Source organism: Sulfitobacter sp. AS92 (genome assembly GCF_038900015.1).
In the GTDB taxonomy this organism is placed as follows: domain Bacteria; phylum Pseudomonadota; class Alphaproteobacteria; order Rhodobacterales; family Rhodobacteraceae; genus Sulfitobacter.
Genome location: NZ_JBBMQL010000001.1, coordinates 512414 through 530875 on the forward strand (window position 1 = coordinate 512414; position 18462 = coordinate 530875).

General features: G+C 61.0%; 23 protein-coding genes and 1 tRNA gene. 15 read left to right on the plus strand and 9 right to left on the minus strand.

Going from position 1 to position 18462, the window contains the following annotated elements:
• Nucleotides 1-30 precede the first annotated feature (30 nt).
• The 9 genes from WNY61_RS02455 to recO all read left to right on the plus strand — a co-directional run bounded on the left by WNY61_RS02455 (nt 31) and on the right by recO (nt 6272).
• Nucleotides 31-687 carry a DUF2062 domain-containing protein gene (locus WNY61_RS02455; RefSeq protein ID WP_342849861.1) on the plus strand — a complete coding sequence of 219 codons (657 nt, stop codon included), beginning with the start codon at nt 31-33 and terminating at the stop codon, nt 685-687.
• A gap of 99 nt (nt 688-786) precedes the next feature.
• Nucleotides 787-1539, plus strand: coding sequence for a pyridoxine 5'-phosphate synthase (locus WNY61_RS02460; RefSeq protein ID WP_342849862.1), 753 nt, complete (start codon nt 787-789; stop codon nt 1537-1539).
• Nucleotides 1540-1650: 111 nt separating this feature from the next.
• Nucleotides 1651-2094 carry a PA2169 family four-helix-bundle protein gene (locus WNY61_RS02465; protein ID WP_342849863.1) on the plus strand — a complete coding sequence of 148 codons (444 nt, stop codon included), beginning with the start codon at nt 1651-1653 and terminating at the stop codon, nt 2092-2094.
• A gap of 149 nt (nt 2095-2243) precedes the next feature.
• Nucleotides 2244-2648: a holo-ACP synthase gene (gene acpS / locus WNY61_RS02470; protein ID WP_342849864.1), complete on the plus strand. Its 405-nt coding sequence runs from the start codon at nt 2244-2246 to the stop codon at nt 2646-2648.
• 132 nt (nt 2649-2780) lie between these two features.
• Nucleotides 2781-3617: a signal peptidase I gene (lepB, locus tag WNY61_RS02475; protein WP_342849865.1), complete on the plus strand. Its 837-nt coding sequence runs from the start codon at nt 2781-2783 to the stop codon at nt 3615-3617.
• Nucleotides 3614-4300 (plus strand): ribonuclease III, encoded by a 687-nt coding sequence (gene rnc, locus WNY61_RS02480; protein WP_342849866.1) that lies wholly within the window; start codon nt 3614-3616, stop codon nt 4298-4300. The genes lepB and rnc overlap by 4 nt, the downstream gene beginning before the upstream one ends.
• Nucleotides 4297-5205 (plus strand): GTPase Era, encoded by a 909-nt coding sequence (era, locus tag WNY61_RS02485; RefSeq protein WP_342849867.1) that lies wholly within the window; start codon nt 4297-4299, stop codon nt 5203-5205. The genes rnc and era overlap by 4 nt, the downstream gene beginning before the upstream one ends.
• A 15-nt stretch (nt 5206-5220) precedes the next feature.
• Nucleotides 5221-5550, plus strand: a complete 330-nt coding sequence (locus WNY61_RS02490; RefSeq protein WP_342849868.1) for a DUF1491 family protein — start codon at nt 5221-5223, stop codon at nt 5548-5550.
• Nucleotides 5550-6272, plus strand: coding sequence for a DNA repair protein RecO (recO, locus tag WNY61_RS02495; protein ID WP_342849869.1), 723 nt, complete (start codon nt 5550-5552; stop codon nt 6270-6272). The genes WNY61_RS02490 and recO overlap by 1 nt, the downstream gene beginning before the upstream one ends.
• Here the strand turns inward: recO and WNY61_RS02500 are convergent.
• The gene (locus tag WNY61_RS02500; RefSeq protein WP_342849870.1) at nt 6256-6648 is read right to left on the minus strand and encodes an META domain-containing protein; all 393 of its coding nucleotides are present in this window, start codon (nt 6646-6648) and stop codon (nt 6256-6258) included. The two genes, recO and WNY61_RS02500, sit on opposite strands and share 17 nt — an antisense overlap.
• Before the next feature lie 67 nt (nt 6649-6715).
• Nucleotides 6716-8398 carry an acyl-CoA dehydrogenase family protein gene (locus WNY61_RS02505; RefSeq protein WP_342849871.1) on the minus strand — a complete coding sequence of 561 codons (1683 nt, stop codon included), beginning with the start codon at nt 8396-8398 and terminating at the stop codon, nt 6716-6718.
• A gap of 142 nt (nt 8399-8540) precedes the next feature.
• On the opposite strand from WNY61_RS02505, the gene WNY61_RS02510 reads away from it, so the two are divergent.
• Complete coding sequence (locus WNY61_RS02510) at nt 8541-9305, plus strand: sulfite exporter TauE/SafE family protein (RefSeq protein WP_342849872.1); 765 nt, start codon at nt 8541-8543, stop codon at nt 9303-9305.
• A 293-nt stretch (nt 9306-9598) separates the two neighbouring features.
• Here WNY61_RS02510 and WNY61_RS02515 read toward each other — a convergent pair.
• Nucleotides 9599-9674, minus strand: a tRNA-Ala gene (locus WNY61_RS02515).
• A gap of 93 nt (nt 9675-9767) precedes the next feature.
• Entirely contained in the window at nt 9768-10097 is a 330-nt protein-coding gene (locus tag WNY61_RS02520) for a TIGR02300 family protein (RefSeq protein ID WP_007118144.1), read from the minus strand.
• A gap of 111 nt (nt 10098-10208) precedes the next feature.
• Between WNY61_RS02520 and WNY61_RS02525 the strand changes: the two genes are divergently transcribed.
• Nucleotides 10209-10895 carry a SprT family zinc-dependent metalloprotease gene (locus WNY61_RS02525; protein ID WP_342849873.1) on the plus strand — a complete coding sequence of 229 codons (687 nt, stop codon included), beginning with the start codon at nt 10209-10211 and terminating at the stop codon, nt 10893-10895.
• On the opposite strand, the gene WNY61_RS02530 is transcribed toward WNY61_RS02525, so the two are convergent.
• Both WNY61_RS02530 and WNY61_RS02535 read right to left on the minus strand, forming a co-directional pair.
• Nucleotides 10892-12013: an aminodeoxychorismate synthase component I gene (locus WNY61_RS02530; protein WP_342849874.1), complete on the minus strand. Its 1122-nt coding sequence runs from the start codon at nt 12011-12013 to the stop codon at nt 10892-10894. The genes WNY61_RS02525 and WNY61_RS02530 overlap by 4 nt on opposite strands.
• An 8-nt stretch (nt 12014-12021) precedes the next feature.
• Nucleotides 12022-12315, minus strand: a complete 294-nt coding sequence (locus tag WNY61_RS02535) for a Dabb family protein (RefSeq protein WP_342849875.1) — start codon at nt 12313-12315, stop codon at nt 12022-12024.
• 126 nt (nt 12316-12441) lie between these two features.
• On the opposite strand from WNY61_RS02535, the gene WNY61_RS02540 reads away from it, so the two are divergent.
• Nucleotides 12442-13092, plus strand: coding sequence for a GntR family transcriptional regulator (locus WNY61_RS02540; RefSeq protein WP_342849876.1), 651 nt, complete (start codon nt 12442-12444; stop codon nt 13090-13092).
• A 14-nt stretch (nt 13093-13106) separates the two neighbouring features.
• On the opposite strand, the gene WNY61_RS02545 is transcribed toward WNY61_RS02540, so the two are convergent.
• Nucleotides 13107-13418 (minus strand): hypothetical protein, encoded by a 312-nt coding sequence (locus WNY61_RS02545; RefSeq protein WP_342849877.1) that lies wholly within the window; start codon nt 13416-13418, stop codon nt 13107-13109.
• Nucleotides 13419-13711: 293 nt separating this feature from the next.
• Between WNY61_RS02545 and WNY61_RS02550 the strand changes: the two genes are divergently transcribed.
• Complete coding sequence (locus tag WNY61_RS02550) at nt 13712-14158, plus strand: GNAT family N-acetyltransferase (protein WP_342849878.1); 447 nt, start codon at nt 13712-13714, stop codon at nt 14156-14158.
• Here WNY61_RS02550 and WNY61_RS02555 read toward each other — a convergent pair.
• Together WNY61_RS02555 and WNY61_RS02560 are read right to left on the minus strand one after the other, a co-directional pair.
• Nucleotides 14155-15117, minus strand: coding sequence for an acetyl-CoA carboxylase carboxyltransferase subunit alpha (locus WNY61_RS02555; protein ID WP_342849879.1), 963 nt, complete (start codon nt 15115-15117; stop codon nt 14155-14157). The two genes, WNY61_RS02550 and WNY61_RS02555, sit on opposite strands and share 4 nt — an antisense overlap.
• A 158-nt stretch (nt 15118-15275) precedes the next feature.
• Nucleotides 15276-16235, minus strand: a complete 960-nt coding sequence (locus WNY61_RS02560; RefSeq protein ID WP_342849880.1) for an L-malyl-CoA/beta-methylmalyl-CoA lyase — start codon at nt 16233-16235, stop codon at nt 15276-15278.
• Nucleotides 16236-16490: 255 nt separating this feature from the next.
• Between WNY61_RS02560 and dgcN the strand changes: the two genes are divergently transcribed.
• Nucleotides 16491-17492: an N-acetyltransferase DgcN gene (dgcN, locus tag WNY61_RS02565; protein ID WP_342849881.1), complete on the plus strand. Its 1002-nt coding sequence runs from the start codon at nt 16491-16493 to the stop codon at nt 17490-17492.
• Nucleotides 17493-17494: 2 nt separating this feature from the next.
• Entirely contained in the window at nt 17495-18460 is a 966-nt protein-coding gene (gene dgcA, locus WNY61_RS02570; RefSeq protein WP_342849882.1) for an N-acetyl-D-Glu racemase DgcA, read from the plus strand.
• The last annotated feature ends 2 nt before the right edge of the window (nt 18461-18462 follow it).

Below are 18462 nucleotides of genomic sequence, written 5' to 3' on the forward strand. Positions count from 1 at the left end.
CAGAAGAAACGCCGATACTGGACCTAAGACTTGATTTTCAAACGCCGCGATCCGAAACCGACCCTGCGCGCGCTGGCCGAGTTTCTGTGGCCGCGCGGTGGATGGACGCGTGCGTTTCACTATGTCAAACACCGGATGCGGCGGCTGCCTGACAGCCCCGAACGCATTGCGCGGGGCATCTGGGCCGGGGTCTTTACCACCTTCACCCCGTTCTACGGGCTGCATTTTATCGTGGCCGCGCTTATTGGTCGGCTGATGCGGGCCAATATATTGGCGGCTCTCATGGCGACCTTCTTTGGCAATCCGCTGACCTATGTCCCAATTGGGATTGCTGCCCTGCAAACGGGGCACTGGATCCTCGGCGCGCCCGTGGCGGCGAGAGAGCATCGCTCTTTCGGTGGGAAGTTTCTGGATGCGGGGCACGACCTACAAGAGAACTTCTTTGCGATCTTTACCGATGCGACGATGGATTGGTCCGGCCTTGCGGTCTTTTTCCATCAGGTTTTCTACCCCTATTTGATCGGGGGCATCCTGCCGGGGATGATCTGTGCCACGATCGCCTATTACATCTCGGTCCCGGTTCTGCGCGCTTATCAAAAGCGGCGGCGGGGCATGATCAAGGCCAAGTTCGAGGCGCTGAAACATAAGGCCGCGCAAAAGGCCGAGGCCAAGCGCCACGCGGACTGAACCTCTGCCAGTATCAAATTTCTGGAAAAAGCGCTTCCCCCTATGGGGTTGCCGAAAATTCCAACCTATGGTCGCGGTAATGATGCGAGAGGAATCAACATGGCTGACCAACCAAAGCTGAGATTGGGCGTGAACATCGACCATGTGGCGACCGTGCGCAATGCACGGGGCGGGGCCTACCCTGACCCGCTGCGCGCTGCCAAAATCGCAGAGAAGGCCGGGGCCGATGGCATCACCGCGCATCTGCGCGAAGATCGGCGGCATATCTCAGACGCCGATATCGAAGGGTTGATGGAGGTCCTCTCCGTTCCGCTTAATTTTGAGATGGCCGCCACCGATGAGATGCAAAAGATCGCCCTGCGTCACAAGCCGCACGCGGTGTGCATCGTCCCCGAAAAACGCGAAGAACGCACCACCGAGGGCGGTCTGGAAGTTGCGCGTGAGGAAAACAAGCTGGCTCATTTCATCGCCCCGCTGCGCGAAGCGGGCAGCCGGGTGTCGATCTTCATCGCGGCTGAACCTGCCCAGATCGAGGCCGCCAACCGCATTGGGGCCGAGGTGATTGAGCTGCACACCGGTGCCTATTGCGATGCTTTCGCCGAAGGCCGCTGGGACGCGGCGGATATTGAGCTAACGAAACTGCGTGAGATGTCGACGTTTGCCGCGTCCCTAGGTCTTGAGGTTCACGCGGGTCATGGGCTTACCTATGACACAGTGACCCCCGTCGCCGCCTTTCCAGAAGTGCGCGAGCTTAACATCGGGCATTTCTTGATCGGAGAGGCAATCTTTTTAGGGTTGGAGCCCGCGATCACCGAAATGCGCCGCCTTATGGATGCGGCCCGCGAGGACTAACCCAGGCCTCCTGCAACGGCGGAAACTTACTTATTCGATGCTTTGCTATGGACCCAAATCGGCTTTGCCGCGTTGGGCCGCCAGACTGGTTAACAAACCTTGGAGGCACCAATGAGCGACCATATTGATACACTGCAGAAACTGCACACCCGCCTGATCGACAGCCGTGACGGCTATCGTGAATCCCGCAAGCAAGTCTCTGACGAAGTGGCTTTTGTCGGCTTCTTCGATCAGCGCATCGCCGAGCGCGAGAAGTTCCACACCGAGCTGCACCGCCAACTGGGCGCAGACGGTATCGACGTTTCCGAAGAGGGTTCTGTCGCCGCGTCGGCCCACCGGGGCTGGCTCAAGCTGCGCGATGCGGTCACAGGCGATGCGGAAGCGGTCTATGACGAGATCATCAACGGCGAATCCGCATTGGTCGAAAACTACGACGACGCGATCAAAGCCACCGCTGGCCGCCCGGGCTATGAGTTCCTGACCGAGCAGCGCGCGTCCGTGCAGCGCGCGATTGACGAGGCAAAAGCCGAAAAGGCCCGCCACGCCGTCGCATAAACTGAACATCACTTAGACCCGGTTAACGCCGTCCCGCCCCCGCGGGGCGGCGTTTTAATGTGGCATTGCTGCTTTTCCTCAGCAACACGCCATGATCTATTGCCTGCAAAGGGCGCACCGGCCCTATCACGCGACAAGAATGGCTTTCAATGATCCTCGGCATCGGCACTGATCTGGCGAATATCGACCGTATCCAAGGCACGCTCGACCGCTTTGGCGACCGTTTCCGCAATCGGGTTTTCACGCCCATTGAGCAACACAAGGCCGAACGTCGCCGCGATGTGGCGGGCACCTATGCCAAACGCTGGGCCGCAAAAGAGGCGTGCTCAAAGGCACTCGGCACCGGGCTGCGCATGGGCATCGCTTGGCGTGACATGGCAGTGAGCAACCTAAAGACGGGCCAACCTGTGATGGAGGTGACCGGCTGGGCCGCTGATCGCCTTGCCGCGATGACCCCGCCGGGGCATGAGGCGATTATCCATGTGACGTTGACTGACGATCACCCCTGGGCGCAGGCCTTTGTGGTGATCGAAGCGCGCCCCCTTGCCGATTAGGCCTTCGTGGGCTGGCGTGTCGTGGCGTTTCGCGTCATATCCACGCGGGGCAGGCCGATCCGGTCCCGCTTCACTTGACTTGGCCCGCACGGCCCCGCATGTAACCCCAAACCGATATGTCAGGAGCGCCGCATGGCCGCCAAGGAAAAAACCGGCAACGCCTTTGTCGAAACCATCAAGACAATTTTTTGGGCGCTGCTGATCGCCGGTGTCTTCCGGACCCTGTTTTTCCAGCCTTTTTGGATCCCTTCCGGCTCCATGAAAGAGACGCTGCTGATCGGTGATTTCCTTTTCGTAAACAAGATGGCCTACGGCTACTCCTACGCCTCCTGTCCCAGCGTGATGCTCCCCGGTCTTGGGGTCGAGATCGACGCCAAAGATGTCTGCGGTGTCTTTGATGGCGATAACGAGCGTCTGTTCGGCTCTGAGCCTGAGCGCGGCGATGTCGTAGTCTTCCGCCACCCCGTGTCGGGCCGTGACTACATCAAGCGTCTGATCGGCCTGCCGGGTGATAAAGTGCAGATCCAAAACGGGATCATCAGCCTGAACGGCACCCCGGTCAAAGTTGAAGACGCAGGCACGTTTGAAGAAGCGATGGCCCCGCAAGGCCCGCAGCAACTCCGTCCGCGTTGTGAAAATGGCCCCGTGGGTCAAGGCGGCACCTGCGTTAAAAGCCGCCAGATCGAAACCCTGCCCAATGGTGTGTCGCACCCTATCTTGAATATTACCAATCAGCAGTCGGACAACACCGGCGTCTATACCGTGCCTGAAGGGCATTACTTCTTCATGGGCGACAACCGCGACAACTCAGCCGACAGCCGTTTGGCACAGCGTGCAGGCGGTGTGGGTTTCGTCCCGTTCGAGAACCTGATTGGCCGTGCAGACCGCATTGTGTTCAGCTCTGCCGGGCGTTCAATGCTGTTCTTCTGGACATGGCGCAGCGATCGTTTCTTTGAAGCTGTCAGATGAAACTAAGCGGTGACCTAAAAGCGTTTGAGGCGCGTATCGGCCATAGTTTCGCCAAGCCGGAACTGCTCGTCCGTGCCGTGACCCATGCCTCCATGTCCTCGGCCAACCGCGATGACAATCAGCGGTTGGAGTTTCTGGGCGACCGGGTCTTGGGGCTTGTGATGGCCGAAGCGCTTCTGGCGCTTGATCCCGGTGCGACCGAAGGCCAGTTGGCCCCGCGTTTCAACGCGTTGGTGCGCAAAGAAACCTGCGCAGACGTGGCGCGTGAGATTGATCTGGGCAAGGTCCTGAAGCTGGGCCGTTCTGAGATGATCTCGGGCGGGCGGCGCAAACAGGCGCTTTTGGGCGATGCCATTGAGGCAGTGATCGCCGCTGTCTATCTCGATAGTGGTTTTGAAGCTGCAAAAGGGTTGGTTCTGCGGCTTTGGGGCGATAGGCTTAAAACCGTTAAGGAAGACGCGCGTGACGCCAAAACCGCGTTGCAGGAATGGGCGCAGGCGCGCGGGCTGATGCCGCCGCGTTACGTGCAGACCGACCGAAGCGGCCCCGATCACGCCCCTGTCTTTACGATTACCGCGCGGCTGGATAACGGGGCCGAAGCCGCCGCCACCGCGCCCTCAAAACGCGCCGCCGAACAGGCCGCCGCCACCACGCTGCTGCGGCAATTGGAGAAGAACTCATGACCACCCGTGCCGGATTCGTCGCCCTGATCGGAGAGCCCAACGCGGGCAAATCCACGCTGCTGAACCGCATGGTGGGGGCCAAAGTCTCGATCGTGACCCATAAGGTGCAGACCACCCGTGCGCGCATTCGTGGTGTCGCGATGGAGGGGCAGACGCAGCTTGTTTTCGTCGACACGCCCGGTCTGTTCCAGCCGCGCCGCCGTCTGGATCGCGCGATGGTTGCCGCCGCTTGGGGCGGGGCTGCGGACGCCGATGTGATCGTGCTGCTGATCGAGGCGCACCGTGGCATGACCGAGGGTGTGGAGCGCATTCTTGAGGAACTTGGCAACATCGCCAAAGGCCGCCGGGTTGCGCTGGCGATCAACAAGATTGACCGCGTCGAGGCGCCGGTGCTGCTGGGCCTGACCGAGAAGATGAACGCGCGGTTTGACTTCACCGAAACCTTCATGATCTCCGCCGAGCGTGGCCACGGCATCGACACGCTGCGCCAGTGGCTGGCCGGAGAGGTGCCAGAAGGCCCATGGCTCTACCCCGAAGACCAGATCGCCGATCTGCCGATGCGCAATATCGCGGCTGAGATCACCCGCGAGAAGCTGACCCTACGTCTGCATCAGGAACTGCCCTATCAGCTCACGGTTGAAACCGAGAACTGGGAAGAGCGCCCCGATGGCTCTGCCCGGATTGACCAGTTGGTCTATGTGATCCGCGATGGTCACAAGGGCATTGTGCTGGGCAACAAGGGCGAAACGATCAAAGCCGTGGGCAAAGCTGCCCGCGAAGAGCTTGAAGAGTTCCTTGGCCGCAAGGTGCATCTGTTCTTGCAGGTCAAAGTCCGCGCCAATTGGCTGGAAGAGGCCGAGCGCTATTCCGAGATGGGCTTGGATTTCAAAGATGGCAATGACTGAGCGTAAAGGTCAGCCATGCCGCGTCTGACCGCGCGCTTCTGGGTCGATGCCTATCTCACCCGGCTGCGGCTGCAGGATATTCCCGCTTTTGTTGTGGCGCATGGTGATGACACCGGCGGCGCGGTCTTGGTGAAACTGGCAACGCTCGATGGCCGTGCGATGCTGTTCCAGCGCTCCTTCGATCTGATGACAGGGGACCGAAAGTGGGTCGAACTGGCGTCTGGCGACGAGGGGGAGGTCGACGCTACTGTCACCCGCCAGCGCGGCTTTGATCCCGACCTTTGGGTGATCGAAGTCGAAGACAGGCAAGGCCGCCACCTGTTGGACGAACCGGGGCTGAGCTGATGGAATGGCGCGATCAAGGCATTTTGCTGAGCGCGCGGCGACATGGCGAGACTTCCGCGATCATTGAGGTTTTTACCCCCAAACAAGGCCGCCATGCAGGTGTCGTGCGCGGCGGCACCAGCCGCAAGATCGCGCCAAGCTTACAACCCGGCGCACAGCTTGACGTGGCATGGCGCGCGCGGCTGGAGGATCATATCGGCGCCTTCACCGTCGAGCCGCTGCGCAGCCGCGCGGCGGTGGCCATGCAGGACCGTCTGGCGCTGGCGGGGCTAAATGCAGTGACCGCACTCCTGTCCTTCTGCCTGCCCGAGCGCGAACCGCATCCCGCGCTTTACCTGCGCACCGAGACGCTCTTGGATATGCTGGGGCAGGGGGATGTCTGGCCACTGGCCTATCTGAAATGGGAACTGCGCCTGCTGGAAGAAATGGGCTATGCGCTCGATCTGGAAAGCTGCGCGGTGACCGGGGTGAGCGAAGAACTGATCTATGTCTCGCCCAAATCGGGCCGCGCGGTATCGGCCAAAGGCGCGGGGGAGTGGGCGGATCGGCTGCTGCCCCTGCCTGCGGTTCTGCGTGGGGGCGCGGGCAGTGACGCGGAGATTGCGCAGGGCTTGGTGACCACGGGCCATTTCCTGACCGCGCATTTGGCGCGCGATCTGGGGGGCAAACCGCTGCCCGAGGCGCGGGCGCGGTTTATCGACGCTTTTAGTCGGCGGCTTTGAACACCAGCCGTTCACCGCTGTCATCCGACAGGATCAGCGTGTCGCCCAACACGTCCGAGATCGTCACATCCCCCAAGGCTTTCAGAAACGCCGCCTCTGCCGCAAGGTCTGGGCAGGCGCGGCGCGTGGCGGCGATATGGCCCGCGTCGAACCACGGGTAGGGCACCGTCATCGCAGCGCTATAAGCGTTGCAGGGGGCTTCTCCGGCGATTTTGCCGGTCTCGGGGAAGGTCAGCGTGGCTCGGGCATCGAAGGGGGTGCCGTCCAACTCCACCAAGGTCCATGCCTTGTCGCCCGCCTCGTAGGCGCGGACGGTCTCATCGCCTTGGCATTGCGGTAGGGCGCTGAGGGCGGCGAGGATCAAGAGGCTGCGCATGGGCTGTCCTTTAGTTTGAAACGCCGCCTATGTCCTCGACATCGGCAGCGCTTGCAACCCCGGCGCGTTAGCCCAGCAGCCGCCGCGCGATAACCTGCGCTTGGATTTCCGCCGCACCTTCAAAGATGTTGAGAATCCGCGCATCGCATAGAACCCGGCTGATCTTGTACTCCAGCGCGAAACCGTTGCCGCCGTGAATCTGCAAACCATTGTCCGCTGCCGCCCAAGCGACACGCGCGCCGAGCAGTTTGGCCATGCCTGCCTCGACATCGCAGCGCCGTCCGGCGTCCTTTTCGAAGGCGCTGTAATAGGTCAACTGCCGCGCGATCATTAGTTCCACCGCCATCATCGCCAGCTTGCCCGACACGCGGGGGAAGTTGATCAGCGATTTGCCAAATTGCTTGCGGTCTTGCGCGTATTGCATCGAGATATCGAGCGCCGATTGCGCCACGCCGATGGCACGCGCAGCGGTTTGGATGCGGGCCGATTCAAAGGTTTCCATCAGTTGTTTGAAACCGCGCCCCTCTTCGCCGCCCAGAAGGTTCTCGCCCTTAACCTCAAAACCATCGAACGCCAGTTCGTATTCCTTCATCCCGCGGTAGCCGAGCACCTCGATCTCCCCGCCGGTCATGCCCGGGGTGGGGAAGGGGTTGGCATCGTCGCCGGGGGTTTTTTCAGCCAAAAACATCGACAATCCGCGGTGGTCTGTCGTGTCGGGGTCCGTGCGCGCCAGCAGCGTCATCACATGGGTCCGCGCCGCATGGGTGATCCAAGTCTTATTGCCGGTGACCTTGTAGTCATCCCCGTCCTTCACCGCGCGGGTGCGCAGGCTGCCGAGGTCCGACCCGGTGTTCGGCTCGGTAAAGACCGCCGTGGGCAGGGTTTCCGCGCTGGCAATGCGGGGCAGCCATTTCTCTTTTTGCGCGTCGGTGCCGCCACAAAGGATCAGTTCCGCCGCGATTTCCGAGCGGGTGCCAAGCGAGCCGACGCCGATATAGCCGCGCGAAAGTTCCTCGCTGACCACGCACATCGACGCTTTGGTCAGGCCAAGCCCGCCGAATTTTTCGGGAATGGTAAGGCCAAAGACGCCCATCTCGGCGAGTTCTTCGATCACTTCAATAGGGATCAACTCATCCTTAAGGTGCCAGTCATGGGCATAGGGTTCGACCTTCTCGACCGCGTAGCGGCGGAACTGGTCGCGGATCATCTCAAGCTCTTCGTCGAGGCCGCTGACGCCAAAGGTCACATCGGCGCTGCGCTCCTGCATGAGTTCAACCAAACGGCTGCGCGCGGCCTGCGTGTTGCCGCTGCGGGTCAGGGTCGTGATCGCTGGATCATTAAGCACGGTTTCATCTTCGGCGCTCAATCCCAAATCTTGCAGGCGCAGCATCTCGCCCTGGTTCATCTGGATCCCGCCCCGGATCTGGCAGAGGTATTCGCCAAAGGCGATTTGATGCAGCAGCTCTTCGACCTCACCAAAGCGGCCGTCGCTTTGCAACCGTTCGGCCCAAAGCTGCATCTGCCGCAGCGCCTGCACATAGGTGGCAAGCCACGCGAGCCCATGGGCTGCTGTCTGATTGGCTTCGATCAGCTTGGCCGAAACGCGGTCATCCTCACTGACCTGCGCGCGGACAGCGGCGGTAGCCTGCTCTAGCAACCGGTCGAGGGGCGCCAGTGCCGCGCCGGTCAGCCCGGTCAGATCATCGAGAATTACGCTATGCATCGTCATATCCTGACCGTCATGTGCCATGAGCTGTCCTTTCGTGCTTGGGGAAGATATAGACCTTTCGCATTTGCAGCACAACAAAGATACGTTTTTATGCAGCATTTTGTTCTAATCTTGCGCGCCCATTTTCGACGTGCGGTTGCCGAGCAGGCTGCTATGTAGCGGTATGGACAGTATTTTTCCCTTTCTCACCCCGCTCGAATTCTATGCTGCACTTGCGATCGGCCTGTGTGGTGGCTTTGTTAAAGGGGTCGTCGGGTTCGCTCTGCCTTTGGTGCTGATTTCAGGTCTCACGACCTTCATGGCGCCTGAGTTAGCGCTGGCTGGCCTGATTCTGCCGACTGTTTTGGCGAATGCCCTTCAGGCGCTGCGGCAGGGGCCGAAGGCGGCGATGCGGTCGATCCGGCTTTTCCGGGTATTCTTGATTTGCGGCGGCGTGATGTTGGTGCTGTCCGCGCAACTGGTTCGGTTGGTGCCGCCAACGGCCATGCTGTTGATGATTGGGGTCCCGGTGGTGCTGTTCGCACTGCTGCAACTGTCGAAGTATAAATTTCGCCTCGCCCAGCGGTCGCTGAAGGTTGAGGCGCTGGTCGGTGGATTTGCCGGGGCTATCGGCGGCATTTCAGGCATTTGGGGGCCGCCTACAGTGGCCTACCTGACTGCGCTCGGGACCGAGAAACACGACCAGATGCGGATACAGGGCGTTATCTACGGGCTGGGTGCGGTCGCGCTCTTGGCCGCGCATATCGGGTCGGGTGTGTTGAATGCCGAAACTTGGCCGTTTTCGGCGCTGTTGATCCTGCCAGTGCTCGTGGGTGTCTGGCTGGGCAGCAAGGTGATGGACCGAGTGGACCCCGTGCTGTTTCGCAAGATGACGCTGCTGGTGCTGATGGTGGCGGGGCTGAACCTGATCCGACGGGCGGTGTTCTGAGCGGGGCTGGAAGTGAGCGTAAGGCGCGACCGGCTATCATCAGCCTATCCCAATGGGTTGGTGATTTGGCAAGGTTTGGCCCGCGCTAGGTAGTGCACATCATGGGCGCGGCGTAGTGGCAAGAGGCGAGACAAATCGCCGACCAGTAGGCAGGGGTGGCCTACAGATTTTGATCGCAGAGCATCGTTTGCAACTGCGATATAGCTTGTATCGTTTGTATGGACTGTTGCGCTGCGCTCTCATCGCTTCTTCGAAGCGACTGCCGCGCGACGCCTTTTGCTTTGCAAAAGGCTTGGTGGAGCCTAGCGGGATCGAACCGCTGACCTCCTGCATGCCATGCAGGCGCTCTCCCAGCTGAGCTAAGGCCCCATCGTGGATCGTGTGATCCGGGTCGTTATGCGCCGCTAACTAGGCGCTGGCGAAGGCGGGATCAAGCAGAAAATTGACCCCGCCGTCGATTAATTAGTCGTCGTCGTCTGACGCGACATCGGCGATATCGTCGAGGGGAACTGTATCCTCGTCATCATCGTCGTCGTCCAGCAGATCATCATCCAGATCCACATCAACTGTATCGTCGTCATCAACGAGGGAATCGTCGTCTGCCTTATCGCCTTTCTTGGCTTTGGCTGTGACCGCATCCTCGGCATCCGCCGCAATCATGCGCGACTTGGAATTGTCGACCGCGACCTCTTCGCCCGTGTAGGGGCTGATGATCGGATTCTTGTTGAGGTCATAGAAGCGCTTGCCCGTCGTGGGGCACAGGCGCTTGGTTCCCCATTCTTCATTGGGCATGAAACACCCCTTTATAATATTGCTGTTGCGTGTAGATGATTCCGGCCAAGTGCCATATGAGGGGGGCACTGTCAAAGGCTTTGGCCACTATCTAGGGACGTTGCTCCGGTAATGAAAGACCCAGTGCTGCCCGGCAACCCGCCGATTCCGTTGATCTTGCGCCGTTCGGCCCGTGCCCGTCGCATCTCTTTACGCATTTCGCAGTTGGATGGACGAGTGACGCTGACCATGCCCAAGCGCTTGGCCGAGCGTGAGGCGCTGGCCTTTGCCGAAACCAAGCAAGACTGGATTCGCCAACACCTTGCCGCGCGGGGCGAAGACGTGATTGTCGCACCGGGGGCTGAGCTGCCTGTGGGCGGCAAGGTTCTCAAGGTGCGCGGCGGGCAGGGGCGTGGCGTGCGGATCGGTCCCGAAGAGATTCTCGTGCCCGGTCCGGACGACAGCGTTGGCAAACGGCTTGCTGCACATCTGCGCGAAGTGGCACGGGATCGGTTGGCTGGCGCTTGTGACGACTATGCCGCCCTGCTGGGAAGGTCCTACAACCGCATCACCCTGCGCGACACGCGGTCCCGCTGGGGATCGTGCACCAGTGACGGCGGGCTGATGTTTTCTTGGCGGCTGATTATGACACCGCCAGAAGTGCTGGATTATGTTGCGGCCCATGAGGTCGCGCATTTGGCGCAAATGAACCACTCGCCGGCGTTCTGGGCCGAGGTCACGCGGATCTACGGGGATTATCAGGCCCCCCGGCAATGGCTGCGCGATCACGGCGGCGCGCTGCACCGCTATCGGTTCTAGGGCAGGGTCGCAAAGCGCGCTTTCAGCAGCGCTTCGGCATATTCATCTTCGGCTGTGCTGTCATGCACCACGCCGCCACCGACATTTAGCCGGAGCCGCCCGTCGGCGTGGCAGGTCGCCGTGCGAATCGCCACGTTGAACTGCATCGCCCCTGAGGGCGCGATCCAGCCAATAGCGCCGCAATAGGCATCGCGTGGAGCAGGTTCTAACGCGCGCAAGATCTGCATGGCGCGAATTTTGGGCGCACCGGTGATAGAGCCGCAGGGGAAGAGGGCGTTGAAGATGTCCGTCAGGCGCGTCTCCGGCAAAACCTGTGCCGTGATGCGCGAAGTCATCTGATGCAGGGTCTCATAGGTCTCGATCTCGAACAGCTTCGGCACCTCGACGCTGCCCACCTCTGCAATCCGGCTGATGTCGTTGCGCAGCAGATCAACGATCATCAGGTTTTCCGCCATGTTCTTTTCCGACGCGGCGAGATCGGCGCGCAGCTTGGCGTCTTCATGGGCATCCTGCCCGCGCCGTGCGGTGCCCTTCATCGGACGCGCGGTCAGGTGGCCATCAGCATTCAGCGCAAAGAACAACTCGGGCGAGCGTGAAAGCAACACCGGGCCGCCAAGATCGACGAAGGCCCCATGTTCCACCCTCTGGCGCTGCCGCAGCCGGGCATAGAGGGCGGCAGGCGTGCCGCTATAACGCCCCTCCATCCCAAAGGTCAGATTGGCCTGATAGATATCCCCGGCTGTGATGAAGTCCTGCACCTGCGCAAAGGCGGCCTCATACTGGATAAAATCCCAATCCGGCGTCAGGGCAGACAGGCTGGCGTCCGCTGTCGCATCCTCGAAATGGTACGCCTCAGGCGCATCAAAAACCCCGAAACGCAGCAAGGGCAGGCCGCGCCCCGCAGGCATTAGATCGCGCAGCTTGCCAGAGCCGAGGTAGCCCAACTCATAACTCGCATAGCCAGCAAGCCATGCTCCGCCCGCCTGCGCCGCCTCAAGGGCTGCAAAGGCCGCGGGCACCTCTGCAGGGGTCTCGGCACTGATGATCCGCTGTAGCGCGCGAAAACCTGTGCCGCCCCGCAGCGGGCCAGTGTCAAAGAGAACGCAAGGACCAGCCATGCTGCGCCTTAAAAGTCCGCAGGCACGCGCATGTCGCGCAGCGGGCGGACGATATCGATGGATTCTTGGTAGATTGGATGCGCCTTATAGGCGGCCAGCGCCTCGGCGTCGGGGAATTCGGCATAGACAACCACATCCACATCGCCCGAAAGCGCATCGACACGGGTGTTTTCGCAGATCTCGAAGGTTGTCGAATGCGGGATGTTGGCCAATTTCCAAAGCCCCGCCACGATCGTAGGCAAGTCTTGGGGGTCTTTGGCCGAGAAAAAGACCACGTGACGGATGAAGTTTCGTTTGGTCAAGGCGCGTCTCCTTTGGCGGTTTTATCCCCGATAAATCGCCGCAGGGCCCGGGACAACGGGTGATCGTGCTCAGCGCCGCAAAATGCCGCGCTTGACGGGTGGCCATTTTGTGATCACAAGCGCATCATGAACCTAAGCCCCCGCCCTGTCGAGGCCACCCCACTGGCCCATGATCGCGTCTACCGTCGCCTGCGCGCGCAGATCATGCACGGCGATCTACCGCCCGGTCATGCACTGACCCTGCGCGGTATCGGCAAGGAATATGAGGTCTCCATGACGCCCGCGCGCGAAGCGGTGCGGCGTTTGGCGGCCGAAGGCGCGCTAACGATGTCGGCCTCGGGGCGCATCTCGACGCCTGAACTCAGCAATGAGCGGATCGAGGAATTGGCAGCACTCAGGACGCTGCTAGAGGTCGAACTGGCCTCGCGTGCCCTGCCGCGTGCCCATATGGCGCTGATCGAGCGGATGCAGACGATCAATACCAATATCGCCGAGGCCGTGGCCCACCGAGATGCGGTCAGCTACATCCGCACCAATCTGGAATTTCACCGCACGTTGTACCTGCGCGCCCAAGCGCCTGCCATGCTCGCCATGGCTGAAACCGTATGGCTGCAAATGGGCCCCACGATGCGCGCTCTCTATGGTCGCTTGCGGCGGACCGAGCCGCCGCATTTCCATCGGTTGATCATCGCCGCCCTGCGCGCCGGTGATGAACCGGGGCTGCGGTTGGCGGTGCGTTCTGATGTGACCCAAGGGCTGCGGATGCTGGCAAGTTGACAGTCGGCCTATGCTCAACTCGCCGCGCCCTTCTTCGGCGGCGCGACAGGCTCGACCATCCAATGCGTACCGGTCGATAGAATGCAACTTATGCCTTCGGGCCGGCTTATCAGCACGGTAAAGCTGCCAGTTTCCTGAGAGGCAAAGACCTCGATCAACGCGTTCGGATTCTGAAGCCCCCGCGCCGAGAGGGTCTCGCCATAGTCGGTTTCCAATTTCGTGGCGAGCACCGCGCGCGGGGCGCAGGCCAGAGCCTGAGCCCAAGCCGGTGGCCCGGTGCAGGCCATGCCAAAGAGCAGGGCGGCGGTGAGAATACGCTTATACATGACAGGCTCCCTTCTGATGTGACCAACAAGGGCATCTGGCGGCACAGGGGTGTCGCAGACGCCCTGTACATTTAATATCGGGTGCATTGGGGCCGCTTGCAAATCACACCGGCTCACATATGCGGCGCTTGACAGCCGCGCGGCACGGAGGCACCTAGGCTTCATGGAAACGACCTGCCTCACAATAGTCTATTATCCCCGCTCTTAATCGGCGCGGCACCTATACCCATATCCACAAGCCGCCACAGCGCGGCTTTGCTTGTCTCCCTGTGGCGATCACAGAAAGAGACGACATGCCCCCTATTCGCCCCGCCCGAAAATCCGACTTGCCAATGGTGCTTGATCTGGCCCACGCGCTGGCGGCCTACCACGGTGACACCGCAACACTCACGCTGGCAGCGCTGGAACGTGACTGCCTTGACCCCACACCTTGGCTGACCCTCTTGGTGGCCGAAGGCGCGACCGGGCTGCGTGGCTATGCCGCGCTCTGCCCCCAGATGCAGTTGCAATTCGGCGCAAGGGGGATGGACCTGCACCATCTCTTTGTCTGCGACACCGCGCGCGGGCGCGGCATCGGCAAAGCACTGGTGGAAGCCGCGCTGGAGCACGCGAAGGCGCGGGGCTGCAGCTATATGACAGTAGCCACAGATACAAAAAACCGGCGCGCGCAGGGGTTCTACCGCGCCGCCGGTTTCGATCAAATCACGCCTGATCCGCGTTTTCGGCGGCGGCTGGCTTAGGCCGCCAGCCCTTTGCGCCCCATCTCAAGGAACTTGGTCCGGCGGTCTTTGATCAAGGTCTTGCCGTCCTTGCCGTCGAGTTCCTTGAGCATGGCTTCGATCGACTTGCCCACCGCCTTGATCGACTCTTCGGCATGACGATGCGCGCCGCCCATGGGCTCTGGAATGATCCGGTCAATCACACCCAATGTCTTAAGCTCATCCGCCGTCAAACGCATCTGTTCGGCAGCTTCGCGCATCTTCTCGCTGTCTTTCCACAGGATCGACGCACAGCCTTCGGGCGTGATCACCGAATAAACCGAATGCTCCAGCATCGCGACGCGGTTCGCTGTGGCAAAAGCCACCGCCCCGCCGGAGCCGCCTTCGCCGACGATCACACTGATCAACGGCACACCGATCTGCAGGCATTTCTCGGTCGAGCGGGCAATCGCCTCAGATTGACCGCGTTCTTCAGCACCTTTGCCAGGATAAGCGCCCGGCGTGTCGACAATGGTGACTACGGGTAGGTTAAACTTATCTGCCAATTCCATCAAACGCACCGCTTTGCGATAACCCTCAGGTCGGGCCATGCCGAAATTACGCTCGATCCGGCTCTTGGTGTCATTGCCCTTCTCATGGCCGATGACCATGACCGGCTTGTCATTAAAACGCGCCAACCCACCCATCACCGCCAGATCATCGGCAAAGTTGCGATCCCCGGCCAACGGCGTGAACTCGGTAAACAGCGCTTCGATGTAATCTCTGCAATGAGGCCGCTCAGGGTGGCGTGCAACTTGGCATTTGCGCCAAGGTGTCAGCGAACCATAAAGGTCTTCAAGCATCCCCGCCGCTTTTTTATCCAGCGCGCGGGCCTCGTCGGTGATGTCCATCTCTTCGTTGGACCGGGCCAGCGCCCGCAGCTCTTCCGCCTTGCCTTCAATCTCGGCCAGCGGTTTTTCGAAATCCAGATATTGGGTCATTGCATGCTCCGGCTTGTTGCCCTGTTATATGGAGCGCAACGCGCCGGTTTGCAACGCGGGTTTGAAAGGCAGGCAAGCCCACGCCCTTACCTCTTCATCCTTTTCCAAATACCCGCGGGGGTCCGGGGGCAGCGCCCCCGGCGGCCTGCCTCAGTCGCTCAGCTCCCGGCGATCATCTCCGACTGCCGCACCACAACCTCGGCCTGCTTGATGCTGGCAATGTCCACCAGACGCCCCTTATAAACCGTGGCCCCTTCGCCCTTCGCCTTGGCTTCTTCCATCGCAGCCAGAATCTCGCGCGCTTCGGCCACGGCTTCTTCCGAGGGTGTGAACACCTCGTTGCTCAATGCGATCTGTTTGGGGTGGATCGCCCATTTTCCCACCATGCCCAAAGTCGCCGAACGCCGCGCCTGCGCCCGGAAACCTTCGTCATCCGAGAAATCGCCAAATGGGCCGTCGACGGGCAGAACGCCATGGGTGCGGCAGGCAGCGACAATCGCGGCCTGCGCCCAGTGCCACGGGTCAGACCAATGTTTTTGATCGCCGCGCTGCATATAATAGTTCTCTTGCGTGCCACCGATGCCGGTGGTCTGCATGCCCATCGACGCCGCGAAATCGGCGGCCCCCAACGACATCGCCTGCAAGCGCGGCGAGGACGCGGCGATCTCTTCTACATGAGCAATCCCAGCGGCGGATTCGATGATCACCTCAAAGCTAATTTTCTTCTCGCGGCCCATGGCGGTCTCCACAGCGGTCGCGAGCGCGTCAACAGCATAGACATCCGCCGCGCAGCCAACTTTAGGGATCATGATCTGATCGAGACGCGGCCCCGCCTGTTCCAACAGATCAACCACATCGCGATACCAATAGGGGGTATCCAGCCCATTGATCCGCACCGAAAGGGTCTTGTTGCCCCAGTCGATGTCCGAGATCGCCTTGATGATATTTTCCCGGGCGCTGTCTTTGTCCGACGGTGCGACGCTGTCCTCGAGGTCAAGGTTAATCACATCCGCATCTGAGGCTGCCATTTTCTCAAAGATCGCCGGGCGGGAACCGGGGCCAAACAATTGGCAGCGGTTCGGACGGGCAGGGGCGGCAGGCTGAATGCGAAAGCTCATGGGGCACCTATGGGTAATAATGTTTCATTAGGGTTCGCCATTCTGGTATGAAATTGCGCCGCCAATCGCAAGGGGATTTCGCACTTGCAGCATTTCAGCCGTTTTGCAGCCGGTAAAGCGTGACGCACGATTTTTGCGCGGTGAACGGTAATTTGCCGGAATTGCAGCGCAAAGTTGCGCTATCACGTCGACAACGCCACGCACTTGCGTATCCTCGCGCGCAATATGCGGACAAATTAATGCCGGAGGCTTGTCATGATCAAAACCCCTTATCTGCTGTTTTTAGGCGACGCGCCTGATGCCCTGTCCGCCAAAGTTGCCCAAGGCATCAAAGATTGGCGCCCCGACAATGCCGTGGGTCAGTTCCGTATGGACGGCTGCAAAGCTGATCTCGGACTACAAGACATGACCTTGGCCGAGGCGCGTGAGGCCGGGGCAGAGACGTTGGTCATTGGCGTCGCCAACCGGGGCGGCAAAATCAGCGCTGCATGGAAAGAGGTGCTGATCGAGGCGTTGAACATGGGTTTCGACATCGCGTCCGGCCTGCACAATCTGCTGCGCAACGAAGCCGATCTGGTCTCAGCTGCCGTAGCCAATGGCACCACGCTGCATGATGTGCGCGTGCCCAGCGTCGAGTATCCGATCGCCGACGGCAAAAAACGCAGTGGCAAGCGGGTCTTGGCCGTGGGCACCGATTGCTCGGTCGGCAAGATGTACACGGCCTTGGCGCTGGACGAGGCGATGCGCGAAAAGGGGATGAAGAGCACCTTCCGCGCCACCGGCCAGACCGGCATTCTGATCACCGGTGAAGGTGTGCCGTTGGATGCGGTAATTGCCGATTTCATGGCGGGTGCGGTGGAATATCTCACGCCTGACAATGATGACGACCATTGGGACATCATCGAAGGGCAGGGCAGCCTGTTCCACGTCTCTTACTCTGGGGTGACCATGGCCCTGATCCACGGCGGCCAGCCTGATGCGCTGATCCTCTGCCATGAGCCGACACGGACCCATATGCGCGGCCTGCCGGAATACAGCCTGCCCAGCATGGAAGCCGTGCGTGATGTGGCGCTGACACTGGCGCATGTGGCCAACCCCGCCTGCAAGGTCGTCGGCATTTCAGTCAACACTTACCACATGTCCGAGGCCGAGGCGGATGCCTATCTGGCCGAAGTCGAAGAGCGTTTTGGCCTGCCCGCCGTTGATCCGTTCCGCCAGGGGGCTGCGCGGCTGGCCGATGCACTGGCGGCGCTGTGACCATGCAGATCGACGTTACCGCAGATACATTCAAACTGGCGCAGGTCTTTACCATCAGTCGGGGCTCGCGGACCGAGGCTAAAGTGCTAACCGTCCGCATCACCGATGGCGGCGTCACCGGCTGGGGCGAATGCGTGCCCTACGCCCGCTATGACGAAACCCTCGAATCCGTCACCGCAGAGATCACCGGCCTGCCCGGCTATATCACACGGCAAGCGCTTTATGATCTTCTGCCTGCGGGTGCTGCCCGTAATGCAGTGGACTGTGCGCTGTGGGATCTGGAAGCCAAACGCGCAGGCAAACGCGTGTGGGAGCTCGCCGGGTTGACCGCGCCGGGGCCGGAAGTCACGGCCTATACCCTGTCACTGGACGCGCCCGAGGCGATGCGCGCGCAGGCGGCGAAACACAGCCATCGGCCCCTGCTCAAGATCAAGCTCGGCACGCCTGATGACATGCCCCGGCTCGAAGCCGTCCGCGCCGGTGCGCCCGATGCCACGATCATCATCGATGCGAATGAGGGCTGGTCGGCAGAAGTCTACGCCGACCTTGCGCCGCATCTGGTGCGTCTTGGTGTGGCGCTGGTGGAACAGCCTTTGCCCGCAGGCGAAGACGACGCGCTGTTGGGCATGGACCGGCCCGTGCCCGTCTGCGCGGATGAGAGCTGCCATGACCGTGCCAGCCTGCCGAGCCTTAAGGGCAAATACGATGTAGTGAACATCAAGCTCGACAAGACCGGTGGCCTGACCGAAGCGCTGGCGCTGCGCGATGCAGCACTTGCCGAAGGGTTCGACGTCATGGTCGGCTGTATGGTCGGATCGTCGCTGGCGATGGCTCCGGCGACGCTGGTAGCCCAAGGCGCAAAGGTGGTGGACCTTGACGGCCCGCTGCTTCTGGCCGAAGACCGCGAGAATGCATTGAAATTTGACGGCGCGGGCGTGCATCCCCCTGCTGCCGCGCTTTGGGGGTGACC

What these genes read in the sequence shown, in the direction of transcription:
- WNY61_RS02460 (WP_342849862.1), top strand. Translation starts at nt 787, where the DNA reads ATGGCTGACCAACCAAAGCTGAGATTGGGCGTGAACATCGACCATGTG.
- WNY61_RS02465 (WP_342849863.1), top strand. Translation starts at nt 1,651, where the DNA reads ATGAGCGACCATATTGATACACTGCAGAAACTGCACACCCGCCTGATC.
- acpS (WP_342849864.1), top strand. Translation starts at nt 2,244, where the DNA reads ATGATCCTCGGCATCGGCACTGATCTGGCGAATATCGACCGTATCCAA.
- lepB (WP_342849865.1), top strand. Translation starts at nt 2,781, where the DNA reads ATGGCCGCCAAGGAAAAAACCGGCAACGCCTTTGTCGAAACCATCAAG.
- rnc (WP_342849866.1), top strand. Translation starts at nt 3,614, where the DNA reads ATGAAACTAAGCGGTGACCTAAAAGCGTTTGAGGCGCGTATCGGCCAT.
- era (WP_342849867.1), top strand. Translation starts at nt 4,297, where the DNA reads ATGACCACCCGTGCCGGATTCGTCGCCCTGATCGGAGAGCCCAACGCG.
- WNY61_RS02490 (WP_342849868.1), top strand. Translation starts at nt 5,221, where the DNA reads ATGCCGCGTCTGACCGCGCGCTTCTGGGTCGATGCCTATCTCACCCGG.
- recO (WP_342849869.1), top strand. Translation starts at nt 5,550, where the DNA reads ATGGAATGGCGCGATCAAGGCATTTTGCTGAGCGCGCGGCGACATGGC.
- WNY61_RS02500 (WP_342849870.1), bottom strand. Translation starts at nt 6,648, where the DNA reads ATGCGCAGCCTCTTGATCCTCGCCGCCCTCAGCGCCCTACCGCAATGC.
- WNY61_RS02505 (WP_342849871.1), bottom strand. Translation starts at nt 8,398, where the DNA reads ATGGCACATGACGGTCAGGATATGACGATGCATAGCGTAATTCTCGAT.
- WNY61_RS02510 (WP_342849872.1), top strand. Translation starts at nt 8,541, where the DNA reads ATGGACAGTATTTTTCCCTTTCTCACCCCGCTCGAATTCTATGCTGCA.
- WNY61_RS02520 (WP_007118144.1), bottom strand. Translation starts at nt 10,097, where the DNA reads ATGCCCAATGAAGAATGGGGAACCAAGCGCCTGTGCCCCACGACGGGC.
- WNY61_RS02525 (WP_342849873.1), top strand. Translation starts at nt 10,209, where the DNA reads ATGAAAGACCCAGTGCTGCCCGGCAACCCGCCGATTCCGTTGATCTTG.
- WNY61_RS02530 (WP_342849874.1), bottom strand. Translation starts at nt 12,013, where the DNA reads ATGGCTGGTCCTTGCGTTCTCTTTGACACTGGCCCGCTGCGGGGCGGC.
- WNY61_RS02540 (WP_342849876.1), top strand. Translation starts at nt 12,442, where the DNA reads ATGAACCTAAGCCCCCGCCCTGTCGAGGCCACCCCACTGGCCCATGAT.
- WNY61_RS02545 (WP_342849877.1), bottom strand. Translation starts at nt 13,418, where the DNA reads ATGTATAAGCGTATTCTCACCGCCGCCCTGCTCTTTGGCATGGCCTGC.
- WNY61_RS02550 (WP_342849878.1), top strand. Translation starts at nt 13,712, where the DNA reads ATGCCCCCTATTCGCCCCGCCCGAAAATCCGACTTGCCAATGGTGCTT.
- WNY61_RS02555 (WP_342849879.1), bottom strand. Translation starts at nt 15,117, where the DNA reads ATGACCCAATATCTGGATTTCGAAAAACCGCTGGCCGAGATTGAAGGC.
- WNY61_RS02560 (WP_342849880.1), bottom strand. Translation starts at nt 16,235, where the DNA reads ATGAGCTTTCGCATTCAGCCTGCCGCCCCTGCCCGTCCGAACCGCTGC.
- dgcN (WP_342849881.1), top strand. Translation starts at nt 16,491, where the DNA reads ATGATCAAAACCCCTTATCTGCTGTTTTTAGGCGACGCGCCTGATGCC.
- dgcA (WP_342849882.1), top strand. Translation starts at nt 17,495, where the DNA reads ATGCAGATCGACGTTACCGCAGATACATTCAAACTGGCGCAGGTCTTT.